The organism is Pedobacter kyonggii, from assembly GCF_004310665.1.
Classification (GTDB): Bacteria; Bacteroidota; Bacteroidia; order Sphingobacteriales; family Sphingobacteriaceae; genus Pedobacter; species Pedobacter kyonggii.
This window is the reverse complement of sequence record NZ_SIXF01000003.1, coordinates 237,388-253,873: the sequence shown is the minus strand read 5'-3', so window position 1 is coordinate 253,873 and position 16,486 is coordinate 237,388. Positions and strand designations below refer to the sequence as shown.

14 protein-coding genes are annotated in these 16,486 nt (G+C 38.7%); 9 read left to right on the top strand and 5 right to left on the bottom strand.

What is annotated here, in order from left to right:
• Positions 1-248: 248 nt before the first annotated feature.
• Positions 249-815, top strand: a complete 567-nt coding sequence (locus EYS08_RS05370) for a DUF1543 domain-containing protein (RefSeq protein ID WP_131028901.1) — start codon at positions 249-251, stop codon at positions 813-815.
• A 4-nt stretch (positions 816-819) separates the two neighbouring features.
• Here the strand turns inward: EYS08_RS05370 and EYS08_RS05365 are convergent, their stop codons facing one another.
• The 4 genes from EYS08_RS05365 to serC all read right to left on the bottom strand — a co-directional run bounded on the left by EYS08_RS05365 (position 820) and on the right by serC (position 4,188).
• Complete coding sequence (locus tag EYS08_RS05365) at positions 820-1,611, bottom strand: DUF4350 domain-containing protein (protein ID WP_244215860.1); 792 nt, start codon at positions 1,609-1,611, stop codon at positions 820-822.
• A gap of 174 nt (positions 1,612-1,785) precedes the next feature.
• Positions 1,786-1,932, bottom strand: coding sequence for a hypothetical protein (locus tag EYS08_RS25665; protein WP_165456383.1), 147 nt, complete (start codon positions 1,930-1,932; stop codon positions 1,786-1,788).
• 25 nt (positions 1,933-1,957) lie between these two features.
• Positions 1,958-3,079 (bottom strand): DUF1015 family protein, encoded by a 1,122-nt coding sequence (locus tag EYS08_RS05360; RefSeq protein ID WP_131028899.1) that lies wholly within the window; start codon positions 3,077-3,079, stop codon positions 1,958-1,960.
• Between the two features lie 11 nt (positions 3,080-3,090).
• Positions 3,091-4,188: a 3-phosphoserine/phosphohydroxythreonine transaminase gene (gene serC / locus EYS08_RS05355; protein ID WP_131028897.1), complete on the bottom strand. Its 1,098-nt coding sequence runs from the start codon at positions 4,186-4,188 to the stop codon at positions 3,091-3,093.
• Between the two features lie 323 nt (positions 4,189-4,511).
• Between serC and EYS08_RS05350 the strand changes: the two genes are divergently transcribed.
• Positions 4,512-4,979 (top strand): Lrp/AsnC family transcriptional regulator, encoded by a 468-nt coding sequence (locus EYS08_RS05350; RefSeq protein WP_131028895.1) that lies wholly within the window; start codon positions 4,512-4,514, stop codon positions 4,977-4,979.
• Positions 4,980-5,118: 139 nt separating this feature from the next.
• Here the strand turns inward: EYS08_RS05350 and EYS08_RS05345 are convergent, their stop codons facing one another.
• On the bottom strand, positions 5,119-5,748 hold the full coding sequence (locus tag EYS08_RS05345; RefSeq protein WP_131028893.1) for a DUF4159 domain-containing protein: 630 nt from the start codon (positions 5,746-5,748) through the stop codon (positions 5,119-5,121).
• Between the two features lie 112 nt (positions 5,749-5,860).
• On the opposite strand from EYS08_RS05345, the gene EYS08_RS05340 reads away from it, so the two are divergent.
• The 7 genes from EYS08_RS05340 to EYS08_RS05310 all read left to right on the top strand — a co-directional run bounded on the left by EYS08_RS05340 (position 5,861) and on the right by EYS08_RS05310 (position 16,412).
• The gene (locus tag EYS08_RS05340; RefSeq protein ID WP_317130080.1) at positions 5,861-6,898 is read left to right on the top strand and encodes an AAA family ATPase; all 1,038 of its coding nucleotides are present in this window, start codon (positions 5,861-5,863) and stop codon (positions 6,896-6,898) included.
• On the top strand, positions 6,898-7,785 hold the full coding sequence (locus EYS08_RS05335; protein ID WP_244215859.1) for a DUF58 domain-containing protein: 888 nt from the start codon (positions 6,898-6,900) through the stop codon (positions 7,783-7,785). The genes EYS08_RS05340 and EYS08_RS05335 overlap by 1 nt, the downstream gene beginning before the upstream one ends.
• Positions 7,786-7,788: 3 nt before the next feature.
• On the top strand, positions 7,789-9,159 hold the full coding sequence (locus tag EYS08_RS05330; RefSeq protein WP_131028891.1) for a BatA domain-containing protein: 1,371 nt from the start codon (positions 7,789-7,791) through the stop codon (positions 9,157-9,159).
• On the top strand, positions 9,146-11,278 hold the full coding sequence (locus EYS08_RS05325; RefSeq protein ID WP_131028889.1) for a DUF4175 family protein: 2,133 nt from the start codon (positions 9,146-9,148) through the stop codon (positions 11,276-11,278). The genes EYS08_RS05330 and EYS08_RS05325 overlap by 14 nt, the downstream gene beginning before the upstream one ends.
• Before the next feature lie 2 nt (positions 11,279-11,280).
• Positions 11,281-13,068 carry a hypothetical protein gene (locus EYS08_RS05320; RefSeq protein WP_131028887.1) on the top strand — a complete coding sequence of 596 codons (1,788 nt, stop codon included), beginning with the start codon at positions 11,281-11,283 and terminating at the stop codon, positions 13,066-13,068.
• A 390-nt stretch (positions 13,069-13,458) separates the two neighbouring features.
• A complete protein-coding gene (locus tag EYS08_RS05315) occupies positions 13,459-15,093 on the top strand; it encodes a TldD/PmbA family protein (protein WP_131028885.1) in 1,635 nt (544 codons plus the stop codon).
• Positions 15,094-15,095: 2 nt separating this feature from the next.
• On the top strand, positions 15,096-16,412 hold the full coding sequence (locus EYS08_RS05310) for a TldD/PmbA family protein (protein WP_131028883.1): 1,317 nt from the start codon (positions 15,096-15,098) through the stop codon (positions 16,410-16,412).
• The last annotated feature ends 74 nt before the right edge of the window (positions 16,413-16,486 follow it).

Here is a 16,486-nt window from a genome sequence, read left to right as displayed (position 1 = left end):
GTAATGCTTTTAGGTTTTGGAAATGAAGGTCAGTATTCCATGGGGTGTGGTAGTCCCGCTATTCGTTCCAGCCGATGGAGAATCGGCATCCACTGCTATCGGGTTTATAATGAAAGGTTTGTACTGCATGATCACCAGCTTTGTGTTCTCCGCCCCTTCCTCTTTGTGTTCTCTGTGGTTAAAAGAAGATGTAAAATCACAAACCAATTCTCATTAACGCTGTTAAAAGAAAAGGCAATCAATTAAATATGGACGAACAGCAACCTAAACTATACATGCTTTTATTGGGATCGAAAGCACCGAAAAGAAATGTAGAACAGCACGATTATTTCTTCGGTATTGCCCATTCACTTAAAGCGCTTGTTCCCGAAATTAAAGCATTTTGGCCCGAAGCAGGAGCCAGTATTCATATAGATGGCTGGCGGGAAGTGAATAAGGTTGACAACTATGAAATCAACATTAAATTAAGAGACAACCATACTACCCTTTCAACTAATAAACTATTTTTTATTAATCTTGGTGGCTACCAGTCGAACCAGCTATATGAACAACATTATATTGTGCTATCTGTTTATGATGAAAGGGCAAAGGCAATACAAGAAGCAAAGAAAACAGTATTCTTTAAAACCAATTCGATAAAAGGTGCCAATGCCCATATTGATGAAAAGTATGGTATTGATGTAGATGATATTTATAAAATTGAGGATATTTTAAGCGAAGAATCGAAACAAAAATACCATATCGAAATAAAAACATCTTCAGGGTTACCTGAAGATGAGATTCATTTAGGCTATTTTAAATTGGATAAATTATAAGCTATTATTTTTTAACGATGCTTTTTAACCAAACCACCAGATCATGGGCTGCTTTATCATTTTCGAAACCCATTTCTTTTGGTAAACGTCCATTAACATATTCGTCATACAACCATGGGTCGGCAATGGCAATTACTGTTCCTTTACCATATTTAGCCGAAGCAATAACAGTTGCGTTTGCCGCATTTTTCAAAACCGGTTTTGCGCCAGCTTTTGTTTCAATGGAGCAAATATCTTTCATAAATATTTTCTGCGCCGTTTTAAATACTGGATTGTTTTTGATCACAATGCCGCCATCTTCAAAATGTTTGTCATCAATAACGTGATTTTGCATCTCATTCGTAAAGTGCATACCAAATACATTGGCTAGTTTATTAAAATGCCGTAATTCTACATTGGCACTATCGTTGGCAAACATCACCAATACCCCACCCTGCTTTACCCATGCAGAAATTGCAGTAATATGGTCAGCCTCGATATAATTAGGTTTAGGATTTTCTTTCGGGCGATCGGGATCTACAATTAAATAAACATCACTTCCCTTTAAGTTGGCCAGTGTTGGTGCTGTTTCAAGCGAATCCAATTTAAATCCTTCTTTTTTAAATACATTGCCAAAAATAGAAAAACCACTCATGGCCCGCTCACTCCATAGGTAATGAAAACGGATTTCTTTTCCCTGTTTATCCTTGCGGGTTTCACGATTAAAAAAATAATCTAGGGTAACGGTTTGTGCACTCGCCAGAATAGATGAACAGATTAAAACAGAAAGTATGCAAACTCTAAAAAGCATTTTCATAAACATATCGGGTTAAATTGTAAATATCAATAACCCAAAAGTATAAAATTTAACTATAATCAAATTTCTTTAATTAACCTCTATAGGCATAATTAACTGCAAAGCTTACTCCATATCAAACTAAATTGATTTACCATAACAAAAAAATAGCACAAGACTATTCAACTTAACCGTTTAGAGCCAGTGCAGGTAATCTTGCTCTCCATCATTTTTTTTCTTGTTTACTTTAAGACGCTTTTTGTACAAAGCCACTAAAAAGAAAGCAATTATCAGAAAGGTAGCGCCTATCTGCGCTATACTTTCTAAATCGAGATCGAACATATCGTTTGTTTTATAGGTTTATCTATTAATTTACCCTTACCTGTTCTCCTTTCGCCGTTATGGCAACTGGGCTACTCGCCATAAATCCCTGAGGGATCTTAGGCGCTATCCAGGTAGATTTTGGCGGCAAAAACTCACCCTTTTCTGCAGTGGTAATAAATGCATCCGCTGTCATCGGGAAAAGAGAAAAGCCAATTGACGTTTCATCACTATTCAGCACTTCAAGAAATTGAGACCATTTGCAATCCGGAAAGCAGACTAGTCTTTCGTCTTCCTTCGGTTTATTGATACCAAGAACAGCTGACAGAATTTGATCTTGTAAAATCACCGTATCCGGCACTTCTGACAATACAATAGAAGCTTTATTTAAATCCAGTTGATACCATTCGCCTTTAAAACAAAGGCCTAGCCTATTTTTCTGATCAGGTTTATAAGCTTTGTTGTTGGGAATTTTTGAGATATAATAATACTGTTCCAGTTTTTCCATCAACTGTGAATAACAAATATCTACACCCGAAACCACTCTATGAAAGGCACCTATCGAAATTGTATCGGCAGAAACAAAAAGCGAACTGATTTGCTGAGCTATGCTTTTCTGCAACGAACAGGCTGCTTCCAAACGATGATGACCATCGGCCAGGTAAACCGCATGAAGTTTCATAAACGCTTCAACAAATTTTTCAATAACATCTTCTTCCAATACCTGATAAAGAAAATGTCCCATCTGCGACCATTCGCTGGTTAAAGGTTTACGCGTACGCACCACAAAATCAATAAGCGAATCTAAAGTTTTATCCTTTTTATGAACCAATAAGATTGGCGATTTTTGCACTGCCTTATTTCTCCGATCTATTTTAAGCGATTCTACTTTCGACGATACCGTTTCTTCGTGCCTTTTTATTGCATTTACTGGTGTTTGGGAGAGATCGGTAGCTGCCCAAATTCCCCTCATTACACCAAACTCGCTACGGAACTCGTAAACATAAATAGCAGGCAGATCATCTAAAGGACATCCAAATAGATTAAGCAGGTCTTCAAACGAAAGCTGTTCATTTTTATGCACCTTACCGTTCACCTGATCAGAAATCATCAGATCAAAGATATCTTTACCTGGCTGTAGTGCCTTTAATGGAGATATTTTTATCATCGTTTAACGGATTATTCGAGTTCAAGAACTGTTTTATCACTGTATATTTTTTCAAAACTGGCCATTGCATTTACCAATACCTCAACACTTGATAATGGAAGCGCATTGTAAAGTGAAGCCCTAAATCCACCAACTGTTCTATAACCTTTTATGCCTACAATTCCCATATCTGCTGCAAATTTTAAGAACCCGGTCTCTACCTCTTTATTAATGGCTAAGAAAGTAACGTTCATTCGAGAGCGATGCTCAACATCGGCCGTACCGTAAAAAAGCGGATTCCTGTCTATTTCGGCATATAATAATTTTGCTTTTTCTATATTTCTTTGTTCTATTCCACTAACACCACCCTGATCTTTCAGCCACAATAAATTAAGCATGGCCACATAAATAGAAAAAACCGGCGGTGTATTGTACATGCTCATATTATCGCGGAATACCCGATAATCCAACATTGATGGGATTTCCTTTTTTGCCTGATCAAGAAATTCATTTTTAGCAATAACAAGTGTCATCCCAGCCGGTCCCATATTCTTTTGCGCACCTGCATAAATAAGATCAAAATCGGTGATGTTAATTTTTCTGGAAAAAATATCTGATGACATATCGCATATCAACGGTGCGCCGGCAGTAGAGAAATCAAATATTTCTGTCCCCTCAATCGTATTATTTGAAGTACAATGCAGGTATGCTGCATGCTTATCGTTATTAAAACCAACTGGGATATAGGCGTAATCTTTATCTTTCGAAGAAGCAACTAGCTCCACTTCGCCAAACAATTTGGCCTCTTTAATGGCTTTTTGTGCAAAATAACCGGTATCAAGATAAGCGGCTTTTTTTCCTGCACTCAAAAAATTCATAGGAACCATAGCAAATTGTGTACTGGCCCCACCCTGCAAAAAAAGTACTGAATAGTGATCTGGAACAGACAATAACTCGCGCACCAAAAGCTGGGTTTTAAGTACTACATCTTCAAATTCTGGCGATCGATGAGAAACTTCTAAAATAGATAAACCCATCCCTCCCCAATTGATTACGGCCTGAGCAGCTTGTTCCATTACAGATGACGGCAATATGCATGGCCCGGCACCGAAATTGTGTTTTTTATGCATGAGAAGAATAATATTCGGTTAAATTAATTACAGCGTAAAGATCAGTAGTTAAGCAAATTATACCGCAACAACTTATTTTTTTGATAAAAATTATTTTTTATCAAACCCTAAACATCCTAAAAATTTGGTTTAGCATATCAGAAAAATAAGCTGACAGAATATAATTTTTATTTAAACTTCATAATTCTCACTATTATTGTAATATATACACTAAGTATGTTTTTAAATAACGATAATAAATTATATAAATATACCTTATTTTAACTATTTTTAGGCTGCACAAAAGCGAACAAAAAAGAAACAATTATACACTAAGTATTTACATGCAACCTCAAAAAGTTGATCAGACTGATATCGAAATCCTAAATCTTTTACAACGTGATGGATTATTAACCTATAAAGAAGTTTCGGGCAAGCTTAGAAAAAGCATGACCCATATTGTAGACCGCATTAAAAAACTGCGGTCAAATGGCTACATCAAATCAACAGTTGCCATTGTAGACATCGATAAACTGAGGTCGCATTTTATAGCCTTTCCGCACATTCAACTTACCACGCATTCGGAAGATATTGTAAGGGCATTTAAGACCGAAATGGAAAAATACCCTGAAGTAATGGAATGTTATCATCTTACCGGACATTTCGATTTTATGCTCAAAGTAGCCATGCCCGATATGGTATCTTACAATAACTTCCTGAGAGACAATATAGGCGCACTGGCTTGTGTAGGAAATATCCAGAGCTTTTTGGTATTGAATCAATCGAAAGCCGAAACCGCGTATACTTTGTAGATTGGTTAATCAGCAACTTAAGTGTGGCGGCAGATGTTACCATCTGCTGCGATTAAAACTTAATCAATGAGTTTTCTAAATCTGTCAGATGGTAACATCTGACAGCACGAAAAAAACAGCCAACTGAAATTGCCAATTGTTAACTGTTTATGCCCATGGCATACAGGATAATATTTACCCCGAATTTGGTATTGTCTTCAGCTAAAAAACGTTTGTTCCTGAAATCGTAATCCCACTCGCAGCCATAATCTTTATTGCTATACAATACCCCTATCCTATTGTTAATGGTAATTGCTTTCAGGTAATCGTGTACCAGATCATCACCCCAGCCGTTTAATTCGAAAGAAGTTGTAGGCGGACCTTTCTCAAACTTGAAGAAAGAACTATAAATACCATGGTTATTAGGGATTTTCTTCAAAGCCTGCGCTCCAAATAAATTGCTCATCTGTGTTTCGAATGAACGGGCAAATAAACCATCAATATCATGATTGCAATCATCTACAAAAACGAACCCCCCGTTATGTACATAGGTTTTAAAATTTACAGCTTCTTGCTGACTAAATTGAACCAGTTTATGCCCGCTTAAATAACAGAAAGGATATTTAAATAAATCGCGGCTGCTCAGCTCTACAATTTTCTCTTCTTCATCCAAAGGAATGGTTGTATACTCGAGAAGAGAATTTAAGAGGTTAGAAGGCATGCGCTGATCGGTATCCCAATCGCCTGAATTATATTTTAATCTCGCAAATGTAAATTTAGCTCTTTGCATCACCCTAAAATTACCTTCATTTTTTATTAATCTGCTTTTTTATCCTAATTATCGTGTAAATTTTTTGATATTCTTTCTACTAGGCTAAAACTATCTATCAATATCCCCTATATTGAAGCACAATATCGTTATACTAAAAAAATCAACCGTTTTGGAGCGTTCAGAAAGCAACCTAAAAATATTGATCGATAAGATCTCCCTTTTAAAAAGCGAAATACAAAAAGTAATTGTGGGTCAGGATGTGATCATTGAAGAAATGCTGATCGCTTTAATGGCCGGCGGACATTGTTTACTGGAAGGTGTACCGGGTTTGGCTAAAACTTTAATGGTAAGAACAATGTCTCAGGCTTTAGATCTTTCTTTTAGAAGAATCCAGTTTACGCCCGATTTAATGCCTACCGATATTGTGGGCACCGAAATACTGGAAGAAGACCACGTAACGGGAAAACGTTTTTTTAAATTTAATAAAGGCCCTCTGTTTGCTAATATTATCCTGGCAGACGAGGTAAACAGGACGCCCCCGAAAACACAATCGGCATTGCTAGAAGCCATGCAGGAATTTGAAGTCACTTATGGCGGAAAAACATATACTTTAGATCGGCCATTTTTTATTCTGGCTACACAAAACCCAATTGAGCAGGCCGGAACCTACCCCCTACCAGAAGCACAATTAGACCGCTTTCTTTTGTACATCAAAATCGGTTACCCAACGGCAGCCGAAGAAACTCAGATTTTAAGCAGCACAACGGGTAGTAAAAAAGCAGTAATTAACCCGATTATCGGTGCAGAAGAAATCAAAGAACTGCAGACCATTACCCGCGAAGTAAGCATTAGCGATGATTTAATTACTTATGTAAGTGAAATCATCCGAGCCACCCGACCTGATACCACCACTGTAAATTTTGTAAAAGAATGGGTGCGTTGGGGCGCAGGCCCAAGGGCCGGGCAAGCCTTAATATTAACAGCAAAAGCAAGAGCCTTATTTAAAGGCAGGTACGCTGTAATTATGGAAGATTTACAGGCCATGGCTTACCCGGTATTGCGACACCGGGTATTGATGAACTTTAAAGCTGAGGCCGAAAATGTTTCGTCGGATAAAGTTACAGACGAACTGATTAAAGCCATTTCGAAACCAAAAGCGAATATTTAATGAGTAAACTGCTCGATCCAAAAGTATTGATGGCCATTAAAGACCTTTCACTATCGGCTAAAATGACGATTGATGGTTTTATGAACGGCATTAATAAAAGTACCGTAAAGGGACCGGGATTGGAGTTTAGTCAATATAGAAGTTACCAGCCTGGCGATGACCTTCGCTCGCTCGACTGGAAAATGTTTGCCCGCTCCGACCGTTATTATATCCGCGAATCGGAGGTGGAAACGAATATTGCCGTTCGCATATTAATAGATGCCAGTGCCTCAATGAACCATAGTGATGGCGATTTTACCAAAATAGATTATGCAAAATATCTTGGTGCATCTTTAGCTTACCTCGCCAATTTACAGGGCGATGCCATTGGTTTATATGTGCTGAAAAATTCAGGGATCTTTTCAATGACCCCAAAGCAGGATTATCAGCATTTGGCCCGATTGTTTTACCAGTTGGAGCAGATCAATCCCGATGGAGAATTCACCAAACCCGTTCATTATAAAGAATTGTTTGCCGGTGCCCAAAAACGCGAACTGCTGATTTTCATCACCGATCTTTATCAAAAAGAAGATGAAATTATCAAGTTATTGGATACGTTGAATACTTTAAGGCACGAAATTGTGGTTTTTCATGTGTTATCAAGAAACGAACTGAATCTTGATTTTAAAGGTTACAGCACTTTCGAAGACCTGGAAACAGGAGAAACCATTCAGATTGATCAAACCAAAGCAAGGACCAATTATCAAAACAAGCTTAATGCTTACCTGGAAGAAACCAGGATAAAATTGCTCGATAGAAGGATTTTTTACCGGACAATTACGACCGATGAACCACTAGATCAGGCATTAAGGGATTTTTTAAAACAGAGAAGTAAACTTAGAATTTAAACCGTGCAATTTTTATATCCCATAGGTTTACTGGCGCTGGCAGGCTTAATTATCCCGCTCATTATACACCTGTGGAATGTTAAACAGGGCAAAACACTTAAGATTGGCAGCATTGCACTGCTGGGCGAAAGTTCGAGGGTAAGCTCAAAAAGCTTTAAAATTAATGATTGGCTTTTGTTGTTGCTACGCTGTTTGCTTTTGACACTACTGGCATTTCTTCTGGCACAACCTTATATAAAAAAAATAATCTCGGGCAAAAATAAAACCGGATGGATTTTGGTTGATAAAGCAATGCTTCTACATGTTTTTAAAACGCAGAGTAGAACGATAGATTCATTAATAAAACAGGGTTACGAAGTTCATGATTTTAATGTGGGTTTTGAACCATTAACCTTAAAAGATACTGCTGATCATCAAACAAAACAGAGCAATAGCCTAAATTATACAGCTCTGCTGTATGCAGCTAATCAATTTGTTCCATCAGGAACTGAAGTTTATTTTTTTGCCGATCACCGCTTAAACCGTTTTGGCAATGAACTGCCAACCCTTAACTACAAGTTGAATTGGATCCCATTAAACCGAACTGATACTTTAAGCAGCTGGATTGCCAGCTATGCCGGGAAGAAATACGAGGCAAAATCGAATCCATCCAATACCACTTACGAAGTTTTAAATTCAGGAGATGAGACATCGATAAACATCGCCATACACGAAGCTTCCGGAATTGCAGATGGCAAATACCTCATTGCTGCTTTAAAGGCCATTGGTAGCTTTACGAAGCGAAAAATAATCATTAATCCTGCTTCCGGGAAAGCAGACATTGGCTTCTGGCTATCTGATGATCCGGTTACTTCAACTTTTAAATCGTCAATTACACCAAATGGAACCCTGTTTCAATATGAAAAAGGGAAAGTAATTGCTACGCTATCTGCCATTAATGTTGATGGTCGTCAAATTAAATTGAGCAAAAGGGTTGTTTCGAATAATCAATTGGAAAAAATATGGACTGACGCTTTCGGAAATGCAATCTTAGCAAACGAAAAGGTAAACAATCTAAATACATTTCATTTTTATAGCCGGTTTAACCCGCAGTGGAACGAATTGGTTTGGGATGGTGTATTTGTGAAGGCACTAATGCCCATTGTTATACAAGATAAAAATGCGATTGATTTTGGCTTTGAGAACCATCCTAACGATCAGCGACGTTTATCATCCAGGCAAAATGCTGCCTTTCAGTCCAGCAAAACGGAATCGACTATAAAAACTACGCAAAACGAAGCGCTGGGAACTTTATTTTGGATAGCTGCCTTAGTGATTTTTGTTACCGAACGTATTTTATCATTCAGACAAAAACCGAATTATGTTAAAAGCTGAAGGACAGCATTGGATCAGTAACCTCAGGAAAAAGTGGATTAGCTTTTACCTGATCGGCACCGTTGCGATTGCCTTAGCCATAGCTTTGGTTTTATCGGCCATTGCAGTGTACTTATTGCATTTTTCACCATGGCTTTTTGCGCTGGTTTTTCCTGTTGTTCTGGCTATTCTTTTATTCAGCAAACCGATTTGGAAAACAAGCGACCATGATATTTCGAGATTTGTAAATAATCAATATCCTGAGCTAGAAGAAAGTGCTGATCTGCTGCTTCAAAATCAGGCTGAATTGTCTATGCTGCAACAACTGCAGCGCAATAAAATCGAAAATATAATCCCCCACCTCTCACAGCCAAAAGAACCTGTGAAGAAATTATATTTCGGCTTGATTATCCTTCTTGTAGGATTGTTAATCAGCTTTGGTATTACCCAAATCCCTTCGCTCAAAAGCGAACCTTTAAATTTTCACGAAAAGGCAAGTCAAATTCCGGCAATCAAAGAAAATATTCCTGCAGAAATTTCCGATTTCAGTGCTACCATCATTCCGCCTGCCTACACTCAAAAAGCTGAGCGTAAACAAAAACAGTTTACCATTGCTGCCGAAACCGGTGCCAAAATAAACTGGAAAATCGAAACGAACATTGGTATTAAAAAATTGAAAATCATCTTCAACGATAACGAAATTGTTTTATTAAAAGCCTTAAATGCATCACATACGCAGTGGACTTATAGCAAAACCGTCAATAAATCAGGATTTTATCAATTAGACCTCGACGGGAAAAAATCAGATCTCTACCAGATCGAGATCATTCCTGATTTACCCGTTACGATTAAAATTACGCAACCCAAACAGCACACAACAATTGATATCGGTCAGCCGCAAAAGATTAATCTGAAGGTATCACTTACAGATGATTATGGCATCAACGACACCTATATATCGGCAACCATGGCCAGCGGTAAAGGTGAAGGTGTGAGTTTTACCGAAAAAAAACTATCGTTTAATACCAGGTTTGATAACAAAAAGAACCTCACGCTAAGTAAACTGATTGACTTAAAAAGCCTTGGCATGAAACCAGGCGATGAACTTTACTTTTTCATCAAAGCGATGGATAACCATGGTCAATCGAGCCGCTCGGATGTTTACTTTGTATCGATTGTAGATACCGCGGAATTAATGAGTTTTGCAGGAATGACCAATGGGGTTAACCTGGTTCCAGAATATTTTAGAAGCGAAAGGCAGATTATTATCGATACCGAGAAATTGTTGAAAGAACAATCATCAATATCTGCTCAGACATTTAAAACCAGAAGCAACGATCTGGGAATCGATCAGAAACTGTTGCGATTGCGGTATGGCCAGTTTTTGGGCGAAGAAAACGAAACCGAAATTGGCGGTGATCATGATGACCACGACGAACATGCAGAGCATAAAGCTGAGGGCGATAAATTTGGTGATGTGACTACCATTATGGACAAATATGCCCATAAACATGATATTGCTGAAGATGCTACCTTCTTCGAACCAGAAATGAAGGCACAATTAAAGGCCGTTTTAACTGAAATGTGGAATGCTGAACTTCGTTTAAGAACCTATAAACCCCAGGAAGCATTACCTTACGAATATAAAGCGCTGAGATTGCTCAAAGACCTGCAGCAAAAGTCGCGGGCTTACGTGGCCAAAACTACCGTAAAAACAGCGGCATTAAAGCCCGAAAAACGCTTAAGCGGTGAGCTGGATAAGATTACCCAGCCAGTACAGAAAATGTCGTTTGAGCAAAAAGAAAAAAGGACAGCTTCTTTAAAAATAAGTCTCGCCCTGTTGGAAAGCAGAAAAACAGGTAAAAAATTTAGCGAACAAGACCAGTTCTTACTCAGCGAAACAGAAAAATACATGATTGGTGCTGCAGCCGATCATCCTTCTACCTATTTAAATGCACTAAGCAGTTTAAGAAAATTAAGCACCAACAATAAACTGATCATCAGCGATATTGATCTGGTTCAACAGGCCATACAAAAAATGATCAATACCGAATCGGCCAAACCACAAACACAAAGTGCTGGTCCAGCTTCGGCATTGTACCAAAACTATTTTAATAATCTCAATAAAACCGGCAAGTAGATATGGAATTTAAATACATCGCTATTTTGGCTGCGTTAGGTTTATTGGTCTTTTTGCTCTATAAAGAAGTTTACAGGGCAAACAAAGCAAGGTTAATCTGGCGTATTTTTGCTAATATCATTGCCTTAAGCTGCTTTGTATTTTTTATTGTACCGATCAAATATGAAACACATGTAAAACAAAATCCTGATGAAATTATTTTACTCACCGATGGTACAAAACTTGATTCGATTGCCGGCCTAAAGGGAAAGAAATATGCACTTTCTTCAGTAGATTTAAAAAATATTAACGCCACAAATATTCCTGACCTTTCTTATTTTTTAAAATCGAATCCCAATATCCGAAAGCTGAATATTTATGGCTACGGCTTAAATGCAGCCGAATTGGAGCAGCTCAAAAGCTACCAGATCACTTTCCATCCATCGGCAAATCCTGGTGGTATTATTGCGGCAAATTGGTCAGCAAATTTAAGAACAAGCGATATCTTAAATATCCAGGGGACCTATCAAAACACCAGTAATCAAGCAGTTAAACTCGTACTCAAAGGTTTAGGCAAAGTAGTAGATTCTATGACTGTTGAGGCAGAATCAAATAAATCTTTTTCATTTAAAACCAGCCCAAAACAAATAGGCAAAGCCGTTTACGAATTAATTGCACTACAAAAAAACGACACTCTGGCCAAAGAACCCGTGCCTGTTCAGGTTAGTGATCAGACACCGATGAAAGTACTGATTTTAGCCTCTTTTCCCGACTTCGAATATAAATTTTTAAAAAACTGGCTGTACGAAAATCAATATCCACTAGCTTTCAGAAGTCAGATCAGTAAAAACAAATTTGCTTTCGATTTCCTTAACATAGATAGCATAAACCTTAATCAGATCAATACACCATCGTTAAAAAAATTCGATATACTGATCATTGATGAAGAAGAATTAGCAGCTATTGGCCCCAACGAAAGGTCATCAATAAATCTTGCGGTTAATAACGGAATAGGGTTATTGATCAGGGTTACAAATACAAAAGCTTTAACAACGCTTAGTGGTAAATTTGGCCGTTTTGAATCTCCTGTTTTAAAAGGCAAACCATTAAATTTAACCCTAATAGAAGATCATCACAAATTTAATCCGTTACCACTTGAACAAGCTTTATTTTTAAGGACTAACCAAACTGATCTGCCCATTATTTCTGATGCTAGCGGCAAAGTAGTGGTCAATAGCAGCATCAGCGGTTATGGCAAAGTATTAGTCTCTACACTTTCCGCCACCTACAATTGGTTACTTTCAGGGCAAAAAACTGATTATGCTACTTATTGGTCTAAACTTTTGGCCAATGCAGCAAGGAAAAAAAACGATATTCAGTCTGTAAACATCATTCCTCAATTCCCCGTTATTCACCAAAAAGTGAGGATTATTGCAGATCTGGCAGCATCAGACAGGGTCCCGAAATTAAAAATCGATAGTATTTTACTCAGTCCGCGGCAAAACATGGAGCTTCCTTTTCAATGGGATGCATTATACTGGCCTCAAAAGTCAGGTTGGTCTAATCTGCAGGTAAACGAAACTATCGAGCCAATATATATCTACAAAAAAACCGATTGGGAAGCACTCAAAAACCAACAAAAGCTTGATAGAACTTATCAGTTTATCAAAAACCTGAATACTACTGAAGCCAAAAACAAATTAGCAGATACTATTCTAACGGAAGAAGTATCACTCTGGTGGTTCTTTGCAGGGTTTCTGCTTGCAGCTGCCTTTTTATGGTACGAATCGCGGATTTTGGCAGTTAAATAAATCGCGCGCTTACTGTCATTCTGAACGCAGTGAAGAATCCTCCTCCAATGAAACAGTGCAAACTGATAAAGATTCTTCACTGCGTTCAGAATGACAAATCCCATTGCTCACGCTCGTTTTTAACGAGCGTTTAATAGTCCATCGTTTGCAACGATGAAATCGTATAACTATTTCTGCACTCATTTGGAAACGAGCGCAAGCATTAGCGCTAAAATCTATGCTTATCTGTGCACAAATTCGGTTAAAAATCACTAAACAGGACCTCAATTAAAGTTTTTATCGATAAATATCAATCCATTTCAGCATTGAAACTAAAATGTTATAATCAATTCGCCTTTTTAGGGGCACAATTGGCTATATTGAGAACGTAAACTAACTAAATTCAACCAATTGAAAAGAAAAGACTTCCTCTACTTATCCGGAATGGGTATGGGTGCCCTGCTCCTTCCCGACCTTTCTGCATTCGGAACTCCTATAGACCCTTTACAGGCACTAGATGGAGTAGATGTTAAAATTAAAAAGGAACTGGCTGATGTTGCACTAAATGCGGCAAAATCTAAAGGCGCAACTTACGCAGACATCCGCATCGGGCGTTATTTAAACCAGTTTGTGGCCACCCGCGAAAAACGTGTGCAAGGTGTAGCCAATACCGAATCGTATGGTGTGGGTATCCGTGTTTTAGCTAACGGATGTTGGGGCTTCGCGGCCACAAACAATGTAACCAAAGATGCTATCGCCAAAGCAGCCGAACAAGCGGTTGCCGTTGCAAAAGCCAATGCCAAAATACAGGGAGAACCGGTTCAACTGGCCCCGCAAAAAGGTTACGGCGAGGTAAGTTGGAAAACACCAATCGAAATTAATGCCTTCGAAGTTCCGGTAAAAGAGAAAGTAGACCTGCTTCTGAATGTAAACGATGTGGCCATGCAGAATGGAGCCAATTTTGTAAATTCCGTTATTTTCGCAGTTAATGAGCAAAAATACTTCGCCTCTACTGATGGTTCTTACATCGATCAGGATGTTCACCGCATTTACCCAACTTTTAACGTAACCAAAATTGACCGGGAATCAGGTAAATTTAAAACACGTAATGCAATAAGTGCACCTTCTGGAAAGGGTTATGAATACATGCATGCCCGGCCTGAGGATAAAGTTACTGGTGTTGTAACCCGCTATAAAGGCCGTTATGATATGCTGGAAGATGTTAAAGAAGCAGCCCGCGTAGCAACAGAAAAAGTAAAGGCAAAATCGGTTGAGCCAGGTAAATACGATCTGGTTTTAGATCCTTCACATCTTTGGTTAACCATTCACGAATCTGTGGGCCACCCAACAGAATTAGATCGTGTTTTAGGCTACGAAGCCAATTACGCAGGAACCAGTTTCCTTACTTTAGATAAATGGGAATCGAAAAATTTCAAATTTGGGAGTGATAAGGTAAATATTGTAGCCGATAAAACCCAGGTAGGTTCGTTAGGAGCTGTTGGCTACGATGATGAAGGTGTAAAATGCAAAAAATGGGATCTGATCAAAAATGGCGTATTAACAAGCTACCAGGCCATCCGCGATCAGGCACACATTATCGGCTTAACAGAATCAAATGGTTGCTGTTATTCGCAGGGCTGGGATGATGTTCAGTTTCAGCGTATGCCAAATGTTTCGCTACAGCCAGGAAAAGAAAAACTGAGTGTTGATGATATGATTAAAAATGTTGAAAAAGGCATTTACATCATTGGCGACGGAAGTTTTTCTATCGATCAGCAACGTTACAATTTTCAGTTCGGCGGACAGATTTTCTACGAAATTAAAGATGGTAAAATTGCAGGCATGCTTAACGATGTAGCCTACCAGGCCAATACGCAGGAGTTCTGGAATTCATGTAATGCCATTTGCGATGAAAGCGATTACCGTTTAGGCGGTTCGTTTAATGATGGTAAAGGACAACCTTCTCAAAGCAGTGCCGTATCGCATGGCAGTGCCACTACCCGGTTTAATGGAGTTAATGTTATCAATACAGCAAGAAAAATATAATTATGGCCATATTAAGTAAAGAAGAAGCCCAGGCGATATTAAAAAAAGTAATCGGTTATTCGAAAGCCGATTTCTGCGAAGTAGGTTTAAATGGTTCTGATGGCGGGAATATCCGTTATGCCCGCAATGCGGTTTCCACCGCAGGGCAGATCAGTACCATGAGCTTAGGTGTAAGCTCCACTTTTGGTAAAAAAACTGGTTCGGCAACGATAAATGAATTTGATGATGCTTCCCTACAAAAGGTGGTAAAAAGAGCAGAAGAACTGGCCATGCTGGCACCAGAAAACCCTGAGTTTATGCCTCCATTAGGTCCGCAGACTTTTCCAGAATCGAATACATACAATGCTAAAACTGCTGCCATGACTCCTGATACCAGGGCCGAAATGGTAGGAAAAAGTTTAAGTGTATCAAAAGCAGCTGGTTTAGATGCGGCCGGTTTCTTAGAAAACTCAACCCGTTTTAACGCGATCATGAACTCTAAAGGTTTGTTCGCCTACAATAAAGGTACCGATGTTTCTTTTTCAGTAACAGTTAGAAACAAACAAGGAACAGGATCGGGCTACGTTGAGCAAGGCTTTAATGATCTCGACAAAATGGACACCCTGGCACTTAGCAAAATTGCAGCAAGCAAAGCCAATGGTTCTGCAGGTGCAAAAGCCATCGAACCAGGAAAATATACTGTTATTTTAGAGCCACTTGCAGCCAGCGATATTATCGGTAATATGTTTAGGGGGTTTGATGCCAGAAGTGCTGACGAAGGCCGGAGTTTTATGAGCAAAAAGGGTGGTGGTACACGTTTAGGAGAGCAATTGTTCTCAGAAAACGTAAATATCTACTCTGATCCAATGAATACTGAAATCCCGTCTTCGACATTCACAGGCGAAGGTTTACCGGTAAAAAGAACGCAATGGGTTGAAAAAGGGATAGTTAAAAACCTGTCTTATTCAAGATATTGGGCTGCACAGAAAAATGTTCAACCACTTCCTTTTAGCCGCAGCATGATTATCGAAGGTGGAACACAATCGTTGGAAGATCTGATCAAAAGCACTGAAAAAGGCATATTGGTTACCCGTTTCTGGTACATCCGTTCGGTAGATCCACAAACCCTATTACTTACTGGATTAACCCGTGATGGTACTTTTTATATCGAAAATGGCGAAATTAAATTCCCGATCAAGAATTTCAGGTTCAACGAGAGCCCAGTAATTATGCTCAACAATGTTGAAGCTTTAGGTAAACCGGTGAGAACTGGAAGTGGATTGATTCCACCAATGAAAATCCGCGATTTTACGTTCACTTCATTATCGGATGCGATTTAAATAAGCGTTTACGCTAGGGTCACTCTGAGCGGAGTCGAAGAGCTTTATTAAATCGTTAATTCGTCATTGCGAGG

Bases quoted from the DNA above. Each gene is read 5' to 3' on its own strand.
- EYS08_RS05370 (WP_131028901.1), top strand. From the start codon at position 249: ATGGACGAACAGCAACCTAAACTATACATGCTTTTATTGGGATCGAAA.
- EYS08_RS05365 (WP_244215860.1), bottom strand. From the start codon at position 1,611: ATGAAAATGCTTTTTAGAGTTTGCATACTTTCTGTTTTAATCTGTTCA.
- EYS08_RS25665 (WP_165456383.1), bottom strand. From the start codon at position 1,932: ATGTTCGATCTCGATTTAGAAAGTATAGCGCAGATAGGCGCTACCTTT.
- EYS08_RS05360 (WP_131028899.1), bottom strand. From the start codon at position 3,079: ATGATAAAAATATCTCCATTAAAGGCACTACAGCCAGGTAAAGATATC.
- serC (WP_131028897.1), bottom strand. From the start codon at position 4,188: ATGCATAAAAAACACAATTTCGGTGCCGGGCCATGCATATTGCCGTCA.
- EYS08_RS05350 (WP_131028895.1), top strand. From the start codon at position 4,512: ATGCAACCTCAAAAAGTTGATCAGACTGATATCGAAATCCTAAATCTT.
- EYS08_RS05345 (WP_131028893.1), bottom strand. From the start codon at position 5,748: ATGCAAAGAGCTAAATTTACATTTGCGAGATTAAAATATAATTCAGGC.
- EYS08_RS05335 (WP_244215859.1), top strand. From the start codon at position 6,898: ATGAGTAAACTGCTCGATCCAAAAGTATTGATGGCCATTAAAGACCTT.
- EYS08_RS05325 (WP_131028889.1), top strand. From the start codon at position 9,146: ATGTTAAAAGCTGAAGGACAGCATTGGATCAGTAACCTCAGGAAAAAG.
- EYS08_RS05320 (WP_131028887.1), top strand. From the start codon at position 11,281: ATGGAATTTAAATACATCGCTATTTTGGCTGCGTTAGGTTTATTGGTC.
- EYS08_RS05310 (WP_131028883.1), top strand. From the start codon at position 15,096: ATGGCCATATTAAGTAAAGAAGAAGCCCAGGCGATATTAAAAAAAGTA.